General features: G+C 67.0%; 16 protein-coding genes and 2 tRNA genes. 7 read left to right on the plus strand and 11 right to left on the minus strand.

What is annotated here, in order from left to right; translation table 11 throughout:
* The first annotated feature begins 126 nt into the window (after nucleotides 1-126).
* The 7 genes from VGM20_13995 to gltX all read left to right on the plus strand — a co-directional run bounded on the left by VGM20_13995 (nucleotide 127) and on the right by gltX (nucleotide 5,018).
* Nucleotides 127-663, plus strand: coding sequence for a hypothetical protein (locus tag VGM20_13995; GenBank protein HEY4101980.1), 537 nt, complete (start codon nucleotides 127-129; stop codon nucleotides 661-663).
* A gap of 56 nt (nucleotides 664-719) precedes the next feature.
* Nucleotides 720-806: transfer RNA gene (locus VGM20_14000), tRNA-Ser, on the plus strand.
* Nucleotides 807-842: 36 nt separating this feature from the next.
* Nucleotides 843-1,517, plus strand: a complete 675-nt coding sequence (locus tag VGM20_14005) for a DUF4412 domain-containing protein (GenBank protein ID HEY4101981.1) — start codon at nucleotides 843-845, stop codon at nucleotides 1,515-1,517.
* 79 nt (nucleotides 1,518-1,596) lie between these two features.
* The gene (locus tag VGM20_14010) at nucleotides 1,597-2,463 is read left to right on the plus strand and encodes a hypothetical protein (protein ID HEY4101982.1); all 867 of its coding nucleotides are present in this window, start codon (nucleotides 1,597-1,599) and stop codon (nucleotides 2,461-2,463) included.
* Entirely contained in the window at nucleotides 2,460-3,371 is a 912-nt protein-coding gene (locus VGM20_14015) for a helical backbone metal receptor (GenBank protein ID HEY4101983.1), read from the plus strand. The genes VGM20_14010 and VGM20_14015 overlap by 4 nt, the downstream gene beginning before the upstream one ends.
* Before the next feature lie 37 nt (nucleotides 3,372-3,408).
* A tRNA-Ser gene (locus VGM20_14020) sits at nucleotides 3,409-3,499 on the plus strand.
* A 94-nt stretch (nucleotides 3,500-3,593) separates the two neighbouring features.
* Nucleotides 3,594-5,018, plus strand: a complete 1,425-nt coding sequence (gene gltX, locus VGM20_14025) for a glutamate--tRNA ligase (GenBank protein HEY4101984.1) — start codon at nucleotides 3,594-3,596, stop codon at nucleotides 5,016-5,018.
* On the opposite strand, the gene VGM20_14030 is transcribed toward gltX, so the two are convergent.
* From VGM20_14030 to rsmI, 11 genes are read right to left on the minus strand one after another with little or no spacing between them, the layout of a single operon-like run.
* On the minus strand, nucleotides 5,008-6,807 hold the full coding sequence (locus VGM20_14030) for a M28 family peptidase (GenBank protein HEY4101985.1): 1,800 nt from the start codon (nucleotides 6,805-6,807) through the stop codon (nucleotides 5,008-5,010). The two genes, gltX and VGM20_14030, sit on opposite strands and share 11 nt — an antisense overlap.
* Before the next feature lie 10 nt (nucleotides 6,808-6,817).
* Entirely contained in the window at nucleotides 6,818-7,261 is a 444-nt protein-coding gene (locus VGM20_14035) for a hypothetical protein (protein HEY4101986.1), read from the minus strand.
* On the minus strand, nucleotides 7,258-8,103 hold the full coding sequence (locus VGM20_14040) for a hypothetical protein (protein HEY4101987.1): 846 nt from the start codon (nucleotides 8,101-8,103) through the stop codon (nucleotides 7,258-7,260). The genes VGM20_14035 and VGM20_14040 overlap by 4 nt, the downstream gene beginning before the upstream one ends.
* Entirely contained in the window at nucleotides 8,090-9,283 is a 1,194-nt protein-coding gene (locus VGM20_14045; protein ID HEY4101988.1) for an aminotransferase class I/II-fold pyridoxal phosphate-dependent enzyme, read from the minus strand. Before VGM20_14045 ends, VGM20_14040 begins: the two co-directional genes overlap by 14 nt.
* The gene (locus VGM20_14050; protein ID HEY4101989.1) at nucleotides 9,280-9,906 is read right to left on the minus strand and encodes a fumarylacetoacetate hydrolase family protein; all 627 of its coding nucleotides are present in this window, start codon (nucleotides 9,904-9,906) and stop codon (nucleotides 9,280-9,282) included. The genes VGM20_14045 and VGM20_14050 overlap by 4 nt, the downstream gene beginning before the upstream one ends.
* Nucleotides 9,903-12,404: a helicase C-terminal domain-containing protein gene (locus VGM20_14055; GenBank protein ID HEY4101990.1), complete on the minus strand. Its 2,502-nt coding sequence runs from the start codon at nucleotides 12,402-12,404 to the stop codon at nucleotides 9,903-9,905. Before VGM20_14055 ends, VGM20_14050 begins: the two co-directional genes overlap by 4 nt.
* Nucleotides 12,401-13,687, minus strand: coding sequence for a hypothetical protein (locus VGM20_14060; protein HEY4101991.1), 1,287 nt, complete (start codon nucleotides 13,685-13,687; stop codon nucleotides 12,401-12,403). Before VGM20_14060 ends, VGM20_14055 begins: the two co-directional genes overlap by 4 nt.
* A complete protein-coding gene (locus tag VGM20_14065; GenBank protein HEY4101992.1) occupies nucleotides 13,687-15,450 on the minus strand; it encodes a tetratricopeptide repeat protein in 1,764 nt (587 codons plus the stop codon). The genes VGM20_14060 and VGM20_14065 overlap by 1 nt, the downstream gene beginning before the upstream one ends.
* Nucleotides 15,447-18,731, minus strand: coding sequence for a hypothetical protein (locus VGM20_14070; protein HEY4101993.1), 3,285 nt, complete (start codon nucleotides 18,729-18,731; stop codon nucleotides 15,447-15,449). The genes VGM20_14065 and VGM20_14070 overlap by 4 nt, the downstream gene beginning before the upstream one ends.
* Entirely contained in the window at nucleotides 18,728-19,408 is a 681-nt protein-coding gene (locus VGM20_14075) for a DUF4159 domain-containing protein (protein ID HEY4101994.1), read from the minus strand. The genes VGM20_14070 and VGM20_14075 overlap by 4 nt, the downstream gene beginning before the upstream one ends.
* On the minus strand, nucleotides 19,405-20,244 hold the full coding sequence (rsmI, locus tag VGM20_14080) for a 16S rRNA (cytidine(1402)-2'-O)-methyltransferase (protein ID HEY4101995.1): 840 nt from the start codon (nucleotides 20,242-20,244) through the stop codon (nucleotides 19,405-19,407). The genes VGM20_14075 and rsmI overlap by 4 nt, the downstream gene beginning before the upstream one ends.
* Nucleotides 20,245-20,311 lie beyond the last annotated feature (67 nt).

Raw genomic sequence — 20,311 nt, forward strand, 5'->3', positions numbered from 1 at the left:
GTTATCGAGGGGGCCGGTACAGCGCATCGCCGGCCCTGACGGCGCTCTGACCCGTGCCGACTGCCGCGCCGAGGGCGTAACGACCAAGCTCAAGCAGTTGTCGGCGGGCTCACACCGGAGGGACCAATGCTCAACCGGATGATCACGATCATCGCCATGGCCTTGTCGATCGGTGCGGCACACGCCGACGCTCAGACGGCGCCACCACCGGGACCGCCGCCTGCGCCGTGCAAGGCGGACTCCAACGCGCGACGCTTCGACTTCTGGGTCGGCGAGTGGAATGTCACGCCGGCCAACGCCTCGGTCGTGGTGGGGCACAGCCAGATCCAGGTCATCAGCGGCGGCTGCGCGCTCCTCGAGAACTGGACAGCGACGAACGGCTCCGACGGCAAGAGCATCAACACCTACAACCCGCAGTTGCACCACTGGGAACAGTTCTGGGTCGGCTCCGGAGGAACGGTAACCGAGTATCGTGACAGTGAGTGGCGCGGCGACACGCTGGTCTACCTGGCGCGTTCGATGGGTCCGCCGGGCGGGATGCTGCAGCGCCTGAGCTTCGCGCCAGTTGATCGCAGCACCGTCAGGCAACTTGGCGAAATGTCGATGGATGGCGGGAAGAGCTGGACGGTGGGATACGACCTCCTTTACCACCGCGCGCAATAGCCATTCTTCCGTCCCCCTTCCCGAGCCAACTACCCCCTCCGTAGGTTTCAGGACGGGGCGTGGTGGCAGAGCGGTCGATTGCACCGGTCTTGAAAACCGGCAGGCCTTCACGGGCCTCGTGAGTTCGAATCTCACCCGCGCCGTGCCATTTCGCGTTTCTCAAACCGAGGTGATGACCGATGCGCCGCATCCTCGCAGGCTCGATTCTCTCGCTCTTCTCTGCCCTTCCCCTGGCGGCCCAGTTTGAGGGGTCCGTCGTGATGGACATGCCCGGCAGCGCGGCAGGCGGGCAGATGACCTACTACATCAAGGGGAGCATGCTCGCCGCGAAGTTCTCGATGAATGGCGGCGGTGCGGTGCACGAAGGGCGGATGATCTTCGACATCCCCAATCACAAGATGACGGTGCTGGTACCCATGGCGATGAACGGCATGAAGGGGATGAAGATGGTCATGGACACCAAGGACATGGGAGATTCCTCCGCGTCGACGACGGAAGCCAAGGCGCTCGGCACCTCCGAAACGATCGCCGGGTACAAGTGCGACGACATTCAGGTGATCGACAAAGGAAAGCCGTCTTCAACGATCTGCCTGACCCACGACCTCGGGTTCTTCGCGTACGCCGCCATGGGCGCGATGGGGCGCCGTGCGGCATCGCCGAGCTGGACGAGGGTGATCGGCAACAAGCCGGCGTTCCCGCTGAAGGTCACGGATGACAAGGGGAAGGTCGTGATGATCGCCACGTCGGTGCAGAAGGGCAGCGTTCCGGACGACGCGTTCTCGGTCCCGGACGGGTACATGGATGCCAGCGGCGGAATGGCCGGAATGATGGGCGGACGCGGTCCGCAGTTCTGAGAAGAGTGCAACCGATACTGCAGGGACCGTCAACCGTGGCGGCCCCTTGTCCGCTGGTTCACCTGTGCCCGGAGCTCGTGTGAGAATCGCTCGACCGATCGCCATTGGCTGCGCATTCGTCCTTGCAGGCTCGCCGCTCGCCGCACAGGGAGTCCCGGCCGGAAGGGTCGTCCTCTCGGTGACGACGCACCTCCCGGACTCGCTCAAGAGCCGCGTCCCGATCGGCGACAGTATCACCCTCCGGATCTCCGCCGCAACCGACGGCAAGCGCTTCGCCTTCGGCATCACCCCGGGTGAGTTGGCCGCGATGCCGATGCTGAATGGCATCTCGGTGCGGGCGATTTACGACAAGGGCGCCGATTCGCTCCACATCGGGATCCTGGTGCCACCGTCGATGGCTGCGATGGCCGGTGGCGGCCCCGGGATGCGCATCGACCTGTCGACCTCGACGATCGATTCCGCGTTGAAAACGGTGTCGGGGAAGCTCGATTCGGCGGCGTCGCATGGAATAGACTCGGCAGCGATGCGTGCGATGCATCCCCCGATGCCGGCGATGCGATCGCTCGGCACCACCTCGACCGTGGCCGGGATGCAATGCGCCAACTGGGAAACGATCACCGCGAACGATACGGTGATAACCTGCGTGATCCCGACGCCGGCGGCGATCCAGGCATTTCAGGAGCAGTTCAAGGCAAAGATGGGATTGGCAAAGCTGATGGAGCGGTACCCGCAACTCGCGCAGATGCAGGAGCAGGCGTACGGCGGCAAGCCGATGACGCCGATCCGAATGAGCGAGTCGCGGCTGGGGATGCACATGGAACTGGTGTCGATCACGCTCGGCGAACCCGACCCGGCCGAGTTCCAGCTGCCGGCTGATCTCAAGCCGATGCCGCTCCCCGGCATGCCCGGCAAGCCGTCGACGATGGGAGCGCTCAACCAGCAGTGATCCGACGCTTCCCGCCGTGCGCGCTGATCGTTCTCGCAGCGTGCACGGCACCCGCGCGACCCGCCGCCTCGCACGCTCAGTTCGACGACGCCGAAGGACACCCGGTCACCGTGAGCGATCTCCCGGTGCACCGAATCGTGTCGACGATGCAGTCGGCCACCGAGTGGCTGGTCCGGATGGGAGAAGGCCATCGGCTGGTGGCACGAACCGATTTCGACCACGAGCCGGAACTCGCCTCACTCCCGTCGATCGGCGGCGGCCTCGATCCGAGCGCTGAAGTCGTCGCGGCGCTCAAGCCCGACGTGATCATCGGCTGGCACAATCGCTCAAGTGCCGATCTGGAAACCGCACTGCAGCCATTTCACATCCCGGTGCTGTCGTTCGAGACGACTGATACCGCCGATCTCTTCCTGAACCTCGTGCGACTCGGCGATCTCGTCGCGCAACCCGGGCGTGCAGACTCGCTCGCGAACGCGCTGCGCGCCGACCTGCGGGCGACCCGCCGCGATGCCTGCGCCGATACCACCTCCGCGCGGCCGACCGTTCTCCTCGTCCTGTGGACCGATCCTCCGATGACCGCAGGCAGCGGCACGTGGATGACGACCGTCCTCGAGACGGCGTGCATGCGCAACGTCTTCGACGACGTGCATGCCGCGTGGCCCACGGTGTCGCTCGAATCGATCGCGGCCCGCAACCCGGACTGGATCCTCACGTCGAGGGGTGAACCGGGGCAACGCCTCGCCGACCTCCGGTCGCGCGTCGGGTGGCGGGACCTCGCCGCGGTGAAGGCGGGCCGCGTCCTCGAGATTCCGGGGGACCTCTTTGCCCGTGCAGGCCCCACCATCGGTGACGCCGCCCGCGCGATCGTGGCGGCCCGGCGCACCATCGAGGGACATCCGGCGGGATGACACCTCCCAGCGCGTCCGTTATCTTCTCCGTCGTTCCGGAGCGATGGCCGAGTGGCTGAAGGCGGCGGTTTGCTAAACCGTTTTAGGGGGGAAACTTCCTAACGAGGGTTCGAATCCCTCTCGCTCCGCTGGCAGCACGAAGAGGTCGCGAACCCTGGCCCGATGGGCCGGAGCCCCGCGACCTTCGTCATCTCATCCCCCGAGCTCGGAGTCGCCTCGCCGATGCCTGCACCGCGAGTCCGGTTTGCCCCGTCTCCTACCGGCTTCCTTCACGTCGGAGGGGCGCGCACAGCGCTCTTCAACTGGCTCTACGCCCGGCAGACCGGCGGCGTTTTCGTCCTGCGGATCGAGGATACCGACAAGGAGCGAAGCACCGACGCGCACACCCAGGTCATCCTCGACGGACTCTCGTGGCTCGGCGTCACCTGGGATGAGGGACCGTACTTTCAGGGTGCCTATGCCGAGCGCCATCGCGCCGATGCCGAGCGGCTCCTTGCCAGCGGCCACGCCTATCGCGACTTTCTCACCGCCGACGAACTCAATGCGGCTCGCGATCGTGCCAAGGCGCGGGGCGTCCCGTTCCGCTATCACAAGGCCGAGCTCGAACTCCCCGCCGACGAAGTGCAGCGACGCGCTACCGCGGGAGCGCCATACACCATCCGCTTCGCCATGCCCGACGAGGAGATCGCCTGGAACGATGCGGTCCACGGGCCGATCTCGTGGCAGGGTCGCGATCTCGACGACTTCATCATTCTCCGTTCGGACAGCTCCGCCATCTACAACATGGCTGTTGTATCAGATGATATAGCGATGGGGATCACGCACGTGATTCGCGGCGATGACCACGTCTCCAACACGCCGAAGCAGATCGCCCTCTACCGCGCCCTCGGCCACCCGCTCCCCATTTTCGCCCACGTGCCGATGATCCTCGGGACCGACGGGAAGAAGCTCTCCAAGCGGCACGGCGCCACCGCCGTCGGCGACTATCAGGACATGGGGATCCTCCCCGCCGCGATGCGGAACTTCCTGGCGCTGCTGGGATGGTCGCCGGGAGCGAACGAAGAGATCGTCGACGAGGCGACGATGATCTCGCGTTTCTCGCTCGATCACATCCAGAAGAAGCCGGCGGTCTTCGACACCACGAAGCTCGAATGGATGAACGGGCAATATCTCTCGGCGCTATCGGCGCACGAGTTGCTCGATCCGGTCAAGCGGCAGCTCGACATCCTCGGCGTCACGACCGAGCGTGATCTCGACCCGCTGATCGACGCGGTCAAGACCCGCTCGCGCACGGTGACGCATCTCGCCGAACAGGTGGCGGTGCGGCTGGATCGATCCCGCATCGTGCTCGACGACAAGGCGCACCAGTTCGCCGCCAAACTTGGTCTCGGAACGTTCGTCGGAAATCTGGAGCTGGTGGCAGATGCGCTGACGCGCGCGGAACAATGGACTGCAGCGACGATCGAAGCTCAGCTCAAGTCGCTCGCCGCGGCAAAGAGCGCCAAGCTCGGCGACCTGATGCAGCCGATCCGGATCGCCCTCACCGGCGGCACCGTGTCGGAACCGGTGCCGCAACTGCTCGAAGTGACCGGCAGGGATGAATCGCTCGCCCGGATCGCCCAGGCGAAGGGGTCGATCAGCGCTTGAGCGTTTCCAGGACGGCGTCGCCCTTGCGGGTGACGCGCGCCTGGGCCGCCGTGACTTCCGCCGTGAGATCCTGGTGCGGCAGGGTCATGTCCGGGACCTTCGACAGCGCCGTCACGTAGTAGTCGCGCCATGCCTCGATGATGGTGCGCTGCGTCGAGTCCGCCGGATTTGACGCCAGCGCCGCCCGCGACAGCGCGCCCTCCGCATCGATCCGCCGCTCGGCGATCCCTGCGAGCTCGTCGAGCGCCGCCTTGGCGTACTCCGCCTTCCCCGATGTGAGAATCAACGACGTCGCCAGTGCGCAGCGGCCAACATGCTGCAACTCGGCGGCGCTCACCATGTTGATCCGGTCGAGATCGTCGTGATAGTGCTGATCGGTGAAGTGCCACATCAGCACGCCGGGAATTCTCGCCTGAATGAACGGCGTGTGGTCGCTGCCGCCCTCATACGGATTCGCCTTCACCACCCAGCTTCCGCCGGTCGCTTCCGACTCATCGACGCAGCGCTGCTTGACGAAGTCATTGTACCAGTACGCCCAGATGTCCTTTGCCGTCATCGGCTGGCCGGCGCCCCATTCGGTGTGCTGGTCTTCACCGCGCACCCAGATCTTCGACGGATCGGGCATCTTCTCGATGAGGAATGTTCCGCCGGTGAGTGCCGTGTTTTCGCCCACCATGTCGAGCGACATCCCCCACTTGATCCCCTTGGCGCGGGCGCTGTCTTCGCGGATGTATCGTTGCGTCTGCTGAATCTCGACGCCCCAGAGCATCGTGATCGTGCGCGCCGGATCGATCTGGTGCGCCTTGAGCATCACCGCCGCGGTGCGCGCCATTTCGGCAAGGAGGCCGACCCCCGTGGCGTTGTCATTGGCGCCCGGTTCCTGGACGTGCGCCGAGTAGACAAAGCGCTCCTGCGGAGCCACGCTGCCGCGGATCTCGGCGACGAGCGTCCGTTCGGGCCGAGTCTCGAAGACGGTTTCGGTTTGGACGTGCGCCCGGACCGGCCCGTGCGCGAGCGCTGCATTGAGCGTGTCGCGGGCGGCGAGCGACACGTTGATCACGAAGATCTTCGCGGTGGTGTCGTACGGGACGTTGTTCGTCTGGAAATTGATCGCGGTCCGATTCTTCTGTTGCTGGTTGTAGCCCGGAAGCGCCTGGCCGAGGAGCGCACCGACAGCGCCGCGCTGAGCGGCGCGCGCCACGATCCCCGGCGATGCGCCGCCGCGGGCTCTTCCACGCCCCCCGCCACCCGGTGTCTCGCTGTAGATGATCTTGCCGCGGACGTTTGCCTGATCGAGGTCGGCGTCGCTGCCACCGCCGACATTCACGATCTCCGCATCGACACCGCCGGCCGGTGTCGACCACGACCCGCTCGGCAGCATGTTGTGATTGGTGGCCCACAGCTCGAGCGGCGACTTCCGTCCCTGGAGCGTGATCGACGCACCGAGCGGTGACCAGACGAGGCCGTTGGTGGGGCGCGACTCGATCCTATAGGTCAATCGGTCGGACGAGCTTGCGCTCGCCTCGGGGACGTAACCCGCAGCCACGAGGAGATGGACGACGGTATCGATCGACGCATCGAAGCCGCGGCTTGCCGGGTTGCGATAGAACTGCTGCACGTAGTCCGTGGTCGCGTACGCGTGTTGACCCGACAGCGTCTTCGCTATCGGCCCGGTGATCGAGGCGTACGCCGGGTTGGGAGCGCGGCTGGAACGGGACTGGGCGGAGAGGACGATCGGAGTGGCGAGCAGGACGACAGCAGACCGCCACCAGCGGCCGGAAACGTTCACACGTGCTCCTTCAGGCGAAGATGCCGGCGCGGAAGCGCCAGAGATGATCCAGAAACTCGTCGAGCCAGCCGCGCGAGATGAACGCGTCGACAGCGGCGACGGTACCGGCGGCGTCGACGCCCCAGAGCGCGGCGCGCTTCGGTCCGTCGCCGAACTCGGCCTGGATGACCGCACGATCGCGATCCGACCAGACGGTTGGAAGCTCGGTGCCAAATCGCCCGGCGACGCCGTTCACACCGGGACCGCCCACGGTGATTGTCGGGCTGTCGTGAAAGAGGGCGGTGTCGAACCAGGCAAGATCGGTCACGATCACCGCACGCCGGTACGGATGCCCCGCGCCACGGCCGTCGACCGCTTCCTTGAGCGTGATGGCGGCGATGTGATCGTCGGACGACGGACCGGCATCCGCCGAGACCACCAGCACCACGGTTTCGACATTATCGATCAACTTCATTCGAAGTGCCCCGTGTCGGCCGGCGGCGGTGTCATCTGATTCTTCCTGAACTGCCGCGCGCGCTCGGTCTGTTCATGCAGTTCCTTGACCGACTCCTTGAATTCCTCGTAGTTCGCGGAGCGGCGGGCGGCTTCCATGAGATCGGATCGCATCGCCTGCAACTTGTTGTTCATCTCCCATTCGGTCGGATTCGCGTTCATCTTGATCGGCAGTAACGCAATTAACGCCGTCGGGATCTTGAGCGGGCCGAGATAGATCCATTTCTGGTCGAGGCCGACGGTCTTGCCGGCAATCTTCGTCGTCCAGCTCGGGAGCGCAGCGGTGTTCTCCGGCCGTTCCGTGGCCATCTCGTCGAGATAAGTCTGCACCATCGAGTTCACGGCGCTGTCGGTCAGCTCCTTCTGGCTCTTGCCGGTCAGGATGCTGGCGATCTTCCGCGGCGATTCCGGCAGCGGCTCGACCCAGAGGCGCCCGTCGCCGTATCGCGGGCCGAGCGGCCGAATCCGCCGTGGCGTGTCGACGACAGTGGTGACGGTCTGCGGCGGCGCAGCGACAACCGGGGAGTCGATCACCGCCACGGCGGCCGACGGCGGCGGTTGATGCGCCACGGCGATACGATGCAGCGGCGTACCGCTCGCGTGGGGCAGCAGGAAGTCGCGGGCGTTGTCATGCGTCGCTGGGAGCGAATCGTGCGTGGCGGCGACCATCGGCGTCGGCCCCGGCGCGGGCCGCCGCAGCATCACGGCGACGACAATCGCGACAAGCGCGATCGCGGCAAGCGACAGCGTCCAGGTCGCGCGATGCGACCCGGGAAGCTCGAAGCTGCGGTCAGGCCGCGGCACCGGCCGTTCCTTCGCACGCGGCGAGAATGCGGCCGAGACGTACGATCGCCTCGGCAAGCCGTTCGCCCGGGACGGTCAGCGCGATCCGGAAGAATCCTTCGCCGCCCGGTCCGAACCCGCTCCCGGGGAGGGTGACCACACCTTCTTCTTCCAGCGCGCGGGACGAGAAGGTTGCGGACCTGATTCCGGCCGGGAGCGGAACCCAGAGGTACATCGCGCCCCGTGGCGTCTCGACAGTGAACCCCGCGTCGCGCAGTGCCGCGACGCCGGCATCGCGCCGCCGGGCGAGCTCGGCGACCAGCGGCGGATTCAACTCCTCGGCGTGATCGAGGGTCCACGCGGCTGCCTGCTGCAACGCCAGAAACGGGCCGGTGTCGACGTAACTCTTGACCTTGGTCAGCGCGCCGATCAGCGTCGCATTGGCGATCGCGAACCCAACGCGCCAGCCGGTCATCTGATACGACTTCGACATCGAGAAGAATTCCACTGCCACATCCCGCGCGCCGGCGATCTCGAAAATGCTCGGCGCGACGTACCCATCATACGTGATGTCGCAGTAGGCGTTGTCGTACGCGAGCACGATGTCGTACTTCCGGCAGGTGGCAACCAGGCGTTCGAGATATTCTCGCGGGGCAATCGCAGCGGTCGGATTGTTGGGATAGTTGACGAAGACGACGCCGATCCGGCGGAGCGTCGCGGCCGGGAGATGATCGAGCTCGACGAGAAACTGCGACTCGGGCCGAAGCGGTACGACGAGTGGCTCGCACCCCGAGAGGATCGCACCGCCGATGTACGCCTGGTATCCGGGCTCGGGGACGACCGCGATGTCGCCCGGATTGCAGACGGCAAGCGGCAGGTGCGACAACCCTTCCTTCGATCCGATCAGCGGCAGCATTTCGGTGGTGGCATCGAACCGCTGCCCGAAGCGGCGTTCGACCCAGCGCACCGCCGCCTCGCGGAAGGCGGGAAGCCCCTGCTGGAATCCGTACTTGTGCAGCGCCGTAATGCCGAGAGCCTGATGCAACGCGTCAATCGCCGGTGCCGGAGGCGGCCCGTCGACGTCGCCGGCGCCGAGATCGATGACGTCCATTCCGGCCGCGAGCAAGCGCCGCTTGATCGACGGAATCTTCGCCAGCGTATACTCGGGCAGCGACGTGACGCGGTCGCTCGGCTTGATCACGACGACGCTCCCTCCACCACCGGGTTGCTGAGCACGCCCACACCCGGGATTTCCACCTCAACGACGTCACCCGCGGCGAGCTTCCCCACACCTTCAGGCGTGCCGGTGAGAATGAGATCGCCCGGCTCGAGTGTCATGATGTGCGAGATGTAGGAGATCAGCGTCGGAATGCTGAAGATCATGTCGGAGGTGCGGCCGTGCTGCCGCGGTCTGCCGTTGAGGCGCCCGAACACTTCGAGCGTCGCGTGATCGAGTGATTCCGCCACGATCGGCCCGACGGCACAGAAGGTGTCGAACCCCTTGGCGCGCGCCCATTGGCCGTCGGTCTTCTGCAGGTCGCGGCAGGTCACGTCGTTGGCGCAGGTGAATCCCCGGACCAGCGCGAGCGCTTGCTCCGCCGACACCTTGCGCGCCCGCTTCCCCATGACGACGCCGATTTCTGCTTCGTATTCGACCTGTTGCGACACGTTCGGGAGTTCGATCGCCTCGCCCGGGCCGATCAGCGAGGATGGCGGCTTGAAGAAGAGGAGCGGACGGGTGGGAACATCATTACCGAGTTCGCGCGCGTGTGCCGCGTAGTTGCGGCCGACGCAGACGATCTTGCTCGGTTGTACGACGGTCATGTCGCGGCTCCGATGCCGTGTCTGGCGAAAAAGTCCTCACACTTGGTCCGCACCTGCGCCCACGAGCCGATCACGCGTTCCGCCGGCGGCAATCCTTCGAGCAGCATCGCCCCGTATCGCTTCGTTACCACCCGCCGATCGAGCAGGATGACAACGCCGACATCCTCGGCGCTCCGGATCAGGCGGCCAAACCCCTGCTTGAGCTTCAGCGCCGCGTGGGGAAGGAGGTAGCCGAAGAAGGCGTCTTCTCCCTGCTCGGTCAGGCGCTCCATCCGGGCGGCGGTGAGCGGCTCGGACGGCACCTTGAAAGGTAGCTTGGCGAGAATCAGCCCACGGAGCGCGCGCCCGGGGACGTCGACCCCTTCCCAGAAGGAATCGGTCCCGAGGAGAATGGCATTGCCGGCTTCGCGGAAGCGCCGGATGAGGTGGTCACGTTGCCCCTCCCCTTGCACCAGGATCGGAAACCGGTCGCCCAGGTCGGCCCGCACGGCCGCGGCAACGCGCCGCAGCGCGGCGTGCGAGGTGAAGAGGACGAAGATCCCGCCGTCGCTCGCCCACGCGAGGTCGCGCACCACGGCGGCCACCGCGGCGTCGTGTCCGGCTTCGTCCTCGCGCGGGTCGGGAACGTCGTCCGGAAGTCCGAGAAGGCAGTGGTCCTCGTAGGGAAAGGGCGACGGAAACACCTCCTGCACCGTCACCGGAGACCCGTCTCCGGAGAGACCGATCCGCGACGCGATGAACCCGAATTCGCCGCCGGCGGCGAGGGTGGCGCTGGTGAGCGCGACGGTGTCGAGCCGATCGAAGAGGAGCGCGCGGAGGGTCGGGGCAAGATCGAGCGGCACCGCGGCGAGCTGCAACGCCGGCGTGCGCGTCCCGCTGCGCTCGATCCAGCGGACCTCGGGTGGTCGGCCGGTGGCGGGGCGAAGCGTGGTGTTGAGACCGTCGGCGGTCGATTCGAGGCGCCGCACAACGCCGCGACATTCGTTGACAAGCTGCTGTTGTCGCTCGGTCATCTCTCCCTGTTCGAGCCGGTCGGCGACCGTCTCGACCAGCTGCGCCACGGTGCGGAATCCCGCAACGGTGAGGTCGAGGTCGCGCGTCAGTCCCTCTTCCCACATCGGATGGCGGCCGAAGTCCTCGTCGAGGCGCACCGGGCCGCCGCCCGCGGCTACGTGATCAAAGAGCCGAAGGAAGAGTGCTTCCGCAGCGCTGCGCGCCTGGATCACCGCGGGCACGAGCCGCTCGCGCACCAGGTCGATCGAGGCGCGATTGAGGAGGTCGTCGGCGCTCCGCAGCACGTACAGCAGCGATGGGAGGAGTCCCTTCCCCTTGCGTTCGAGGCGATTCAGCAACCGCTGCACGCCGCGCGACGACACCTGCACGCCGAGATGGCCGGCGGCGACATCTTCGATATGGTGTGCTTCGTCAAGAATCAGCCGCTTGTATGCCGGGAGTACCGCAGCCGACTCCCAGTTGTCCGACGCCTGCCGAACGGCGAGATCAGCCGAGAGGAGGTGATGATTCACGACGACGATGTCGGCCTGCGCCGCGCGGCGCCGCGCCTGGAAGACGAAACAGTTGTCGAAGTGCTTGCAGCGGAGGCGGGGGCAGAGATCGGCCTCGGCGGCGACCTCGTCCCAGACGTCGCCCGACGGGGGCGTGGGGAGGTCGGCGAGCGTCCCGTCGGCGGTGTTCGCCGCCCAGGCGGTGAGGTTGAGCAGCTCGTCGAGCTTGTCACCTTCGAGCAGCGTGTGCTGACTCGCTGCGGCCGTCTCGAGGCGCTGGCGGCAGAGATAGTTGCGCCACCCCTTGAGGAGCGCGAAGGTCGGCTGATGTTCGTCGTTGCCGAGCGCGCGGGCCAGCAGCGGCAGGTCCTTTCCGACCAGCTGCTCCTGCAGGTTGATGGTATTGGTCGATACAACGGTCCGCTCGCCGTTGGCGCGAGCCCAGGCGAGCGCCGGGACGAGATAGGCAAACGACTTCCCCACACCGGTCCCCGCCTCGAGGAGGAGGACCCCGCCGTCGTTGTAGGCGTCGACGAGATACGCGGTCAGATCGCGCTGGCTTTGCCGATCCTCGTAATTTCCCAGCACCCGCGCAATCGCACCGGTTTCGCCAAGCTGCCCGATCACGTCGAACGGATCGAGGGTGGTGATCGGTGTCACGGCGGGGACTTCCACAACGACGTACAACCGTTCGGCGTCGTTATCGATGATCCCGAAGCCGATCCCGTCGTCGTGCGCCCGCGCCGCGACCGACAGGTCGGCCATCGATGGTTCGAGGCGGCCGCTGGGGTGATTGTGCAACAGCATCTCCCCGCGCCGAGCGACGCCTGGAAGCGCCAGAACCATGTCGACGGTACCGCGTGCTACCGGCCGAGCCGACGTGACGACCCCCTCGGCATCGATCGTCGCGACGAACGACACTTCGTTCCCTCCCGCGGCGCGAATCTCCCGCCGGAGAAGCTCGCGCGCGGTGGCGGCGAGTCGCTCGGTCACGTCTTCAATTCCTTCTTCTTCGCCGCCGGGAAGAGGACGTTGTTCAGGATCAGCCGGTACCCGGGCGAGTGCGGGTGCAATGACAGATCGGTCGGTGCATTCCCGATGGCATGCTGCGGATCTTCCGGATCGTGCCCACCGAAGAAGGTCCAGGTTCCCTTGCCGTGCTCACCATGGATGTACTTGACCCACGGTGCGCCAGACTCATCGCCAAGCACGACGACACCGGGCTTCACCCGGCTGCGCCGGAAGGAGGTCGTGAGGCCGTAGAAATCGGGGATGACTTGCCGGTGATTCTGCACCAGCATCGTCGCGACCGGATCGATCTTCGCGGAGAAGTTGAACAGCTCGAATGCGCCCAGCGGTTGGCGGTTGGGAGTGTTGACCTGGTGGCCATCGATGTCGCTGAACGCCGCCACCGCCGGCGACAGTTCAAGCACCGCATCGTGAAAGGCGAGCGCCTTGTCCCAGTGCAGCTTGCTCGACGCATCGGGGTCCATCGGCGTGCCGTCGGCGTACGCGGCGGCGATGTCGACCCCGTCGCTGGCGAGCGCCAGGTCGATGGTTTCGGTCGCGGTGCACATCGCGAAGAGAAACCCGCCGCGATCGACAAATGCCGCGATCTGCTTTGCCACGCCGCGCTTGCAGTCGGCGACGTTGGCAAAACCGAGCCTCGCGGCGGTGGATTGGTTGAGTTGCATCATCGGTTGCAGCCACGGTGCGCCCGCCGACGTGATGACGAACTTCGAGTACTGGCCGGTGAAGTCCTCGTGATGAAGATGCAGCCAGTCGTACGTCGCCAGCCCGTTGGCCATGACCTCAGGATCCCAGACACGGACGAACTCGATCCCGGCGTAGTTGAGCGCCATCGTCACGGCGTCGTCCCACGGTGCGGCATCGGGCGGCGCGTAGACGGCGACCTTCGGCACCTTCTCCAGCGGAATCGCATCCATGTTGCTCTGCGCGATCTGCGCCTTCGCATCGAGGATCGCCGCGTCGTCGACCTGCTCGACCGTCACACCGGCGAGCGCTGCGTCGCGCATCAGCGCATCGGACGCCGGGAGGAGAAACGCGCCATTGCGATAGTTGAGGAACCACTCCCCCTGCTCGCCGCGCTGCAAGGCGCGAAAAGCGAGGCCGTAGGCCTTGAGATGCTGCTCCTGCGCGTCATCCATCGGAATCAGCACGTTCGACGCGCGCACGCCGCGGATCCACCGGTACCGCGGCAGGAAGAGCGCGGCGCTGGTTCCGGTCCCCCAGCGAAGAAAGTCGCGTCGTCGCATCAGGGTGCCGATCCCGGCGTCGTGGTGCCCAGCGAATCGTGCAAGCGCCGCGCTTCGGGAACGACTGCGCTCTCCGGATAGTCGATGATCAACTGCTCGAGTGCATGACGCGCGTCATCGACGTGGCCTGAGGCGACAGCGATCCGCGCCAGGGCGAGACGTGCCGCCGCAGACGCTGCGGGGGCATTCTTGACGTCCGCACCGCGCAACAGTTCCGTCGCACGCACCGTGTCCCGCGCCGCAAGCGCGATCTGCCCGGCGAAAAGCCGGGTTTCGGCCGCGCCCGCGGGACGTACCGTCGCGGCAAGGACGGTGAGGTCGGTGACAGCCTTCGACGTGTCGCCCCGTTCGAGGGTGAGGAGCGCCTCGCCGAGGGCAGGAAGCGAATCTGCGCCGATGGCCTGGATCAGCGTCAGCACCGTGATGCGCTGGAGGGCCTGCTCGCGCTCCTCGTCGTACGGTCCGGCGGCCTTCAGCAGGTCGTTGGCGCCGGCAAGATCGCCGCGGTAGAGGGCGATCCGGCCCCGCAGGTCAAATCCCGACGTACTCGAATCGCTGGCAACGAGCTGCGTCGCGCGCGCAAAATTCCCGGCGCGAAGCCAGACCATGGCGATCCGCCGCGCAAGGCGATCGTGTTCGTCGGGGGTGATCGTTGGTCCGAGTTGCGCCAGCACCTTCTCCGCGTCTGCCGCCTTCCCTTCGGCAATCAACACGCCGAGCAGCGTCGTCGATGCGGTGTTCGCCATCCCCGCCGGGGCATCGGGTCTCGAGCCGACCACATCAAGCAGCCGCCGTGCCTGCTTCTCGTTCCCCGCGTCGGCGTAGGCTCGCGCAGCGTCCATCAGCGTCTCGACCGCGGCGCGACCGGACTCGCGCGCGGCGATTGCTTCGAGCGTCGCGGCGGCGGCGAGCTTCGAGGGATTGTCGTCGTGCGCGTGCAGGAGTCCGTAGAGGCGGCGGAGTGCCACGATCGCAGTCACTGAATCGGCCGGGAGTGCACCGCGAACGAGCGACAGCGCTTGCGTCGATTCCCCCCACCCTGCGAGCAGAAAGCCGAGCAATTGCTTCGCCTCGATCGACCCGTCCTGCATCAGCGCATCGCGAACCTGGGTACGCTGCGACTGCGCAACCTGCGACAGCACCGTCACGGCGGCGGTGCCGAACGCCGGGGTTGCACGGATCACGGCGACCCATTCGCGGGCCGCGCCACCGAGGTTGCCGGATCGGCGGAAGAGTTCGGCGCGCTCCACGCCGAGCGCCTCCGGTCCGAGGCGCTGGCGACCGAGATCGAGCGCTCGCTGTGCCTCGCCGATGTCACGCGCCTCGAGTGCGGCGTTGGACCATTCGCGATACGGGTCTTCGTCGTGCGGCGCGAGTGCGGCCCAGCGCTCCACGTATTTGCGCGCCGAATCGCCTCGATCGGCGTGCGCGAACGCGCGCACCGCCACTTGGAGCACGCCGATACTGGTCGAATCGATCGCCAGTGCCGCTTTGGAGAGCGTGAGCATCTCGGGGCCACGTCCCAGTTGCGGCAGCACGTGTTCCATGCCGATGAGGGCGCCGACGTTCGCCGGTTCCGTCTGCAGGATCGCCTGGTAGATCTTCGCCGCATCGCCGTAGGTACCGTTCCGCTCCGCCATCAATCCGCGGCCGAGTGGCGTCGCGGTGCTGTTGGTCTGGACCTGCGCCGCCGCGACGACAGGCACCGCGGCAATGAGCAGGAACGTGACCGCGCCACCGAATCGATGGAGGCGGATCGTCATGGATGCGATCCGGGCGGCGCCGTCAGCCGCTGGAAGTAGTCGAGGACGCGCCGGCGTTCGTCGGGCGACAAACGCTGCAGCGATTCCCAGCTCGGCATGCGGATATCGGCGGCGCCGTTGCGGATTCGCGGATCGAGCGGCGGAGGGATCGCGGGTGGGGCGTCCTTCGCCGTTGTCGCCTGTCGCTGCTTGTCGACGTCGTCCTGGTTCCCTTGCAGCGAGCGGCCGGCGTCCAGCATGCGCTTGAACAGCGCCTGCTGACGTTGCACGACATCGGGATTTAGGCTTCCCTGTTCCAGTGCCCGCGAGAGCGCCGTCGCTTCACGCGCCATGGCGCCGGCACCGGGCATCTGGCCGCCGGCGCGCATCCGCTCCAGCTGTTGCGCGAGCGCCCGCTGCTGCAGGGCGAGCTGCATCAGCTGCTGCGCGGAGAACCCGCCGCCTTGCATCATTCCCGCGCTCTGCTGGGCGAGCTGGCCCTGCTTGCCGGCCATCCCCTGCATCTGCTGCATCGCCTCGGGCAACCCGCTTCCGGATTGCGATCCGTTGATCCTGTCCTTCGACTGCATCAGCGCAAACGCCGCGACGGCGAGCGCATCGACGGCGTCGCTCGCGTGATCGGTGGCGGCGCGGACATTGGGGTTGACCGACGCGACTGCGTCGACTGCGTCCTGCATCGCCCGCCTCGCTTCGGCGAGCGCGACACCCGCCTGCGGCGAGACCAGTGCGTTCATCGCCCCGACGGCGACGACCTGCTGGAGCAACTTTCCCGCGCCTTCTGCCACGACACCCTGCTCGGTCCGCGTCGCGGGGAGGAGCGCCCCGTCCTCGAACGCCTGTGCCATCGCCAGCTGACGCTGGGCGAGCCGTGACGTTTCCTCGAGCGCACGGGTGAGGGCCTCCGTCACCTGGGCGCGCATCTCCGCCTGCATGTTCTGGCGGTTGTCGTCGATCTTCTTCGACAGCGGCTTGAGATCTTCTTCGGCCTGCTTCCCCTGCGATTGCGCATCAGAGCTCTTCCCCGTCTCACTCGATTGCGCGGCGTGCTGCATCTGCTGGCTCGCGGCATGTGCCTCCTGCGCCGCCTCTTTCAATCCCGCACGGGTATCGGCCGCGGGAGTCTGTGCCGCGGCCTTGTCGAGGCGCGCGCCGAGGGAATCGGCACGGCGCGCGATCTCCCGTTCCGCCTTCGCGGCAGCACCGCTGTCGTGCTGCGCCAGCTTCGGCGTGAGATCGTGCTGCTCAATGGTCAGCTGATTCGCATCCCGCCCGAGGTTCGCGAGCTCGGTTTCGAGCGCCGCCCGCTTGAAGAGCTCGCGCGCCTGATCGAGGGCGCTCTTGAGCTGCGCCTGCTGTTCGGCGAGGTTCTGCAAGGCGTCGCGAGTCTGGTCGGCGTCCAGTCGTTTGAGCGCGTCCTTGAGCGCCGTGAGATTGTCGCGAAGGTCGGACGAGAGCGCCTGGTCGAGGAGCTGATTGATCTCGTTCAGCTCGCGCGTGATGGCCGAATCGGGGGCACCGCCGCGCTGCGCGGCATCGCGCAAGTCACGCAGGGACTGCTGCAGTTTGGTGGCGTCGTCGATCACCTTCTGCTGTGACTGCGCCACGGCGTCGGCTTTACGGGCAGCATCGCTGGTGAGCGGAGCCTTGGCGCCGTTGTCGGTGGAACTCCCATTCGTGGTTCCGTTGGTCGTCCGGGGCCGCTCGCGTGCAAGATCCTCCTCGGCACGCTGCACCTGTCCAGCCTGTGCGGCGAGTGAATCGAAGGCGGTCGCCGTGGCGCTCGTCTGTCGCGTCTGCATCGCCCGCAATTCGGCAACCGTCGGAATCCGGACCAGAAACTCCCGCGACCGCCCCACCTGGTGCGCCGGCGAGTTGTCGGCCGCGTAGGCGGTGTAGTGAAGCGTGTCGCCACCTGCGACGCCGAGCGATCCGAGGTCGATCGTCGTGGTGATCAAGGCGCGGTCGCCGCCGCCGGGCGGCAGTTGGAGCGAGGATCGATGCACCGCGGACGAGCCGCCATGCCGCGTCTCGATACCGGCCGACACGATCCCGTGGTCGTCGCGGATTCCCACGACGAGCGCGAGCGACATCGACGCGGTCGCGATCGTGTCGACACCGGGGACCGGAATTTCCACGTGCGGCGCACTGTCGGGCACGACGCGAACCGGAAGCGCCGGCACATCGCCCGCCAGGCTGTTCCCGTTGGCGGCCACGACGTCGAGCCGCCAGGTGTTCGATTGCGCCGGCCCGAGTTCACCGTGGAAGGTGTTCGCCGTCACGGTCAACGCGACTCCACCGGCGTGGTCGATCAGGCGCGCGCGCTGCAGCGGTGCGGTCGCGCGCCCCGACATCCGGAGCAGTGTGCCCTGCGGAATGATCAGCGTGTCACCGGTGCTCGGGAGAACTTCGTCGTCGAGTCCGAGGTACGCCGGATAGTGGGCCGTCACCACAAACGACCCGAGAAACGCGGCGAGCGAAATGCCGACATGCACCTCGGCCGAGCGGTGACCGTCGCCTTCCGCGCGAGCGACCAGATCGGCGGTCAGCGGATCGGTGACGACCGTCGCGTGGCCGTCACGATCGAGCGCGATACGAGTGGTGCGCCACTCTTCTCCGGGCGACCGCGTCAGCAGGTCGGCATGATCCGCGCCGACGGCCGTGAGATCGAGGACTGCCCGTTCCCCGCGGGTCACGGTGCGCCGGCGCGCGGTAAGGCGGATCGGTGTCACCAGCGCGCGCAGCGCGGCGACGGGATGCCAGAGTCGCGCCGGAGCACCGGTCGCGGGACGCGCCGCCGCCAGGAGCAGCAGCATGATCAGGAGCGCGCCGCCGGCGCGACGGCCGTGCCCGCGCTGCACGACGAGCATCGGCTCGAGTGCGGTGCGCCCGCGCCGCCGCACCTCGTCGGCTTGCGAGGCAGCGGCGGCGGCGTGCAACGACGGACTCGTCCCGGGCGCGGCAGGTTCGAGCAGCGTGGTCAACGCACCGCGCCGCCACGCCCCGCCGGCTTCCATCGCCTGACCGACATGGAGCGCCGTCGTCTTCCGCATTGCGCTCCGCGCGATCACCACTCCGGCCACGGTCGCGCCGAGTGCGGCGACCCACGCCGCGATCACCCACACCATCGCCGCGGTCGCATCGACGCGATAGATCCATGCCGCGATCGCAAACGCCAGGATCGCCGCGGCAACGCCTGCCAGCAGGCGCACCCCGCCGCGCGTCGCGCCGAGGGGGCGGGCGATGTCGTCCAGTGCGACACGAACCTGTTCCGGGCGATTCATCCGCCGCCGTATCCCACGGCGTAGGCAAAGAGGTTGATCCCCATGCGCAACGCCGCTTCGTGTTTTTCCGGTGGATCGTGATAGACGGTCGTGTCTTCCCAGCCGTTGCCGAGATCGGACTGATAGGTGTAGTAGACCACCAGCCGCCCGTTCACGAAGATGCCGAATCCCTGCGCCGGCTTGCCGTCATGCTCATGGATCTTCGGCACGCCGTGCGGGAAGTCATACACCAGATGGTAGATCGGATGGTCGAGCGGCACGTCGACCAGCGGGTGATCGGGAAAGAGCCGCTTGATCTCGCGCCGAAATGACTGATCGAGTCCGTAGTTGTCGTCGACATGGAGGAAGCCGCCGGCAAGGAGCCAGCGCCGCAGGATCTCCAGTTCCTGATCGCTCCAGTGGATGTTGCCGTGGCCGGTGACGTGGAGGAACGCCACATCCCAGAGTTCCGGATCGGTGAGGCGCACCACGACTTCCTGCGGAGCGACGGGAATGTCGGTCCGCTGCCGGATCGCTGCCAGCAGATTCGGGAGGCTCGACGGATTGGCGTACCAGTCGCCGCCGCCATCGTAGTGGAGGCGCCCGATCGCGAGCGCCGGAACGTTGCCACTGACCTGGGCGGCAACAGGCACGGCGGTGAGCATCACGAGACACGCCGCAGCGGCGGAACGGATCACGGCCGCTCCATCACCATGCGATACGCGTCGTTGCGCGACACGCCGAAGCGCGCACTCACCATCGTGACCACATCCTTCCGGGACCTGCCGGCGCCGAGTGCATCGGCGATCGCGGCCGACACCTCCGCCGGGTCCGGCTCGGACTCGGAGACCTCGTCCTGTCGGCCGGAGAGCACCAGCGTCACTTCACCAAGGACATCGTGGGACGAGTAGTACGCCGCGAGCGCATCGATGGTGCCGGGCCGGATTTCCTCGTGCACCTTGGTGAGTTCCCGCGCGACCACCGCGCACCGCCCGCGACCGCACGCGGAGCCGAGGTCTTCGAGCAATTCCGTCAATCGGCCCGCCGCCTCGAAGAAGACGACCGGCCACGGTTCAGCGGCGGTGCGCTCGAGGAGTTTCCGGCGTGCTGTCCCTTTGCGGGGGAGAAAGCCGAGAAAGAGATATCGATCGCCGCCGAGCCCGGCGGCCGAGAGCGCTGCGGCGACGGCGGACGGCCCCGCAATCGGGACGACCTTGGCGCCGGCGGCATGGGCCGCGGCAACGATTTCGGCACCCGGATCGCTGATGGCCGGCGTCCCGGCGTCGGTCACCAGCGCGACGTCGCGTCCCTGGAGCAGCGCGTCGACAAGGAGGTCGGTCCGCTTTGCGGTGGAGTGGGCGTGATAGGAGAGGAGCTTTGGGTGTGCGTCGATCGCGGAGAGGAGCCCGAGCGTGCGGCGGGTGTCTTCAGCAGCGACCGTGTCGACGCCCCTGAGTGTGGCGACGGCCCGGGCGGAAAGATCCTCCAGATTGCCGAGCGGAGTGGCGACGACGTAGAGCGTACCGGTGGGCATCCCGGAAAGAAACCCGAAAGGGGCCCCGCCGCCACCGTGCTGTGCCCACCCGGGATCCGGGCAGGCA

This window comes from Gemmatimonadales bacterium (genome assembly GCA_036500345.1).
GTDB lineage: Bacteria > Gemmatimonadota > Gemmatimonadetes > Gemmatimonadales > GWC2-71-9 > Palsa-1233.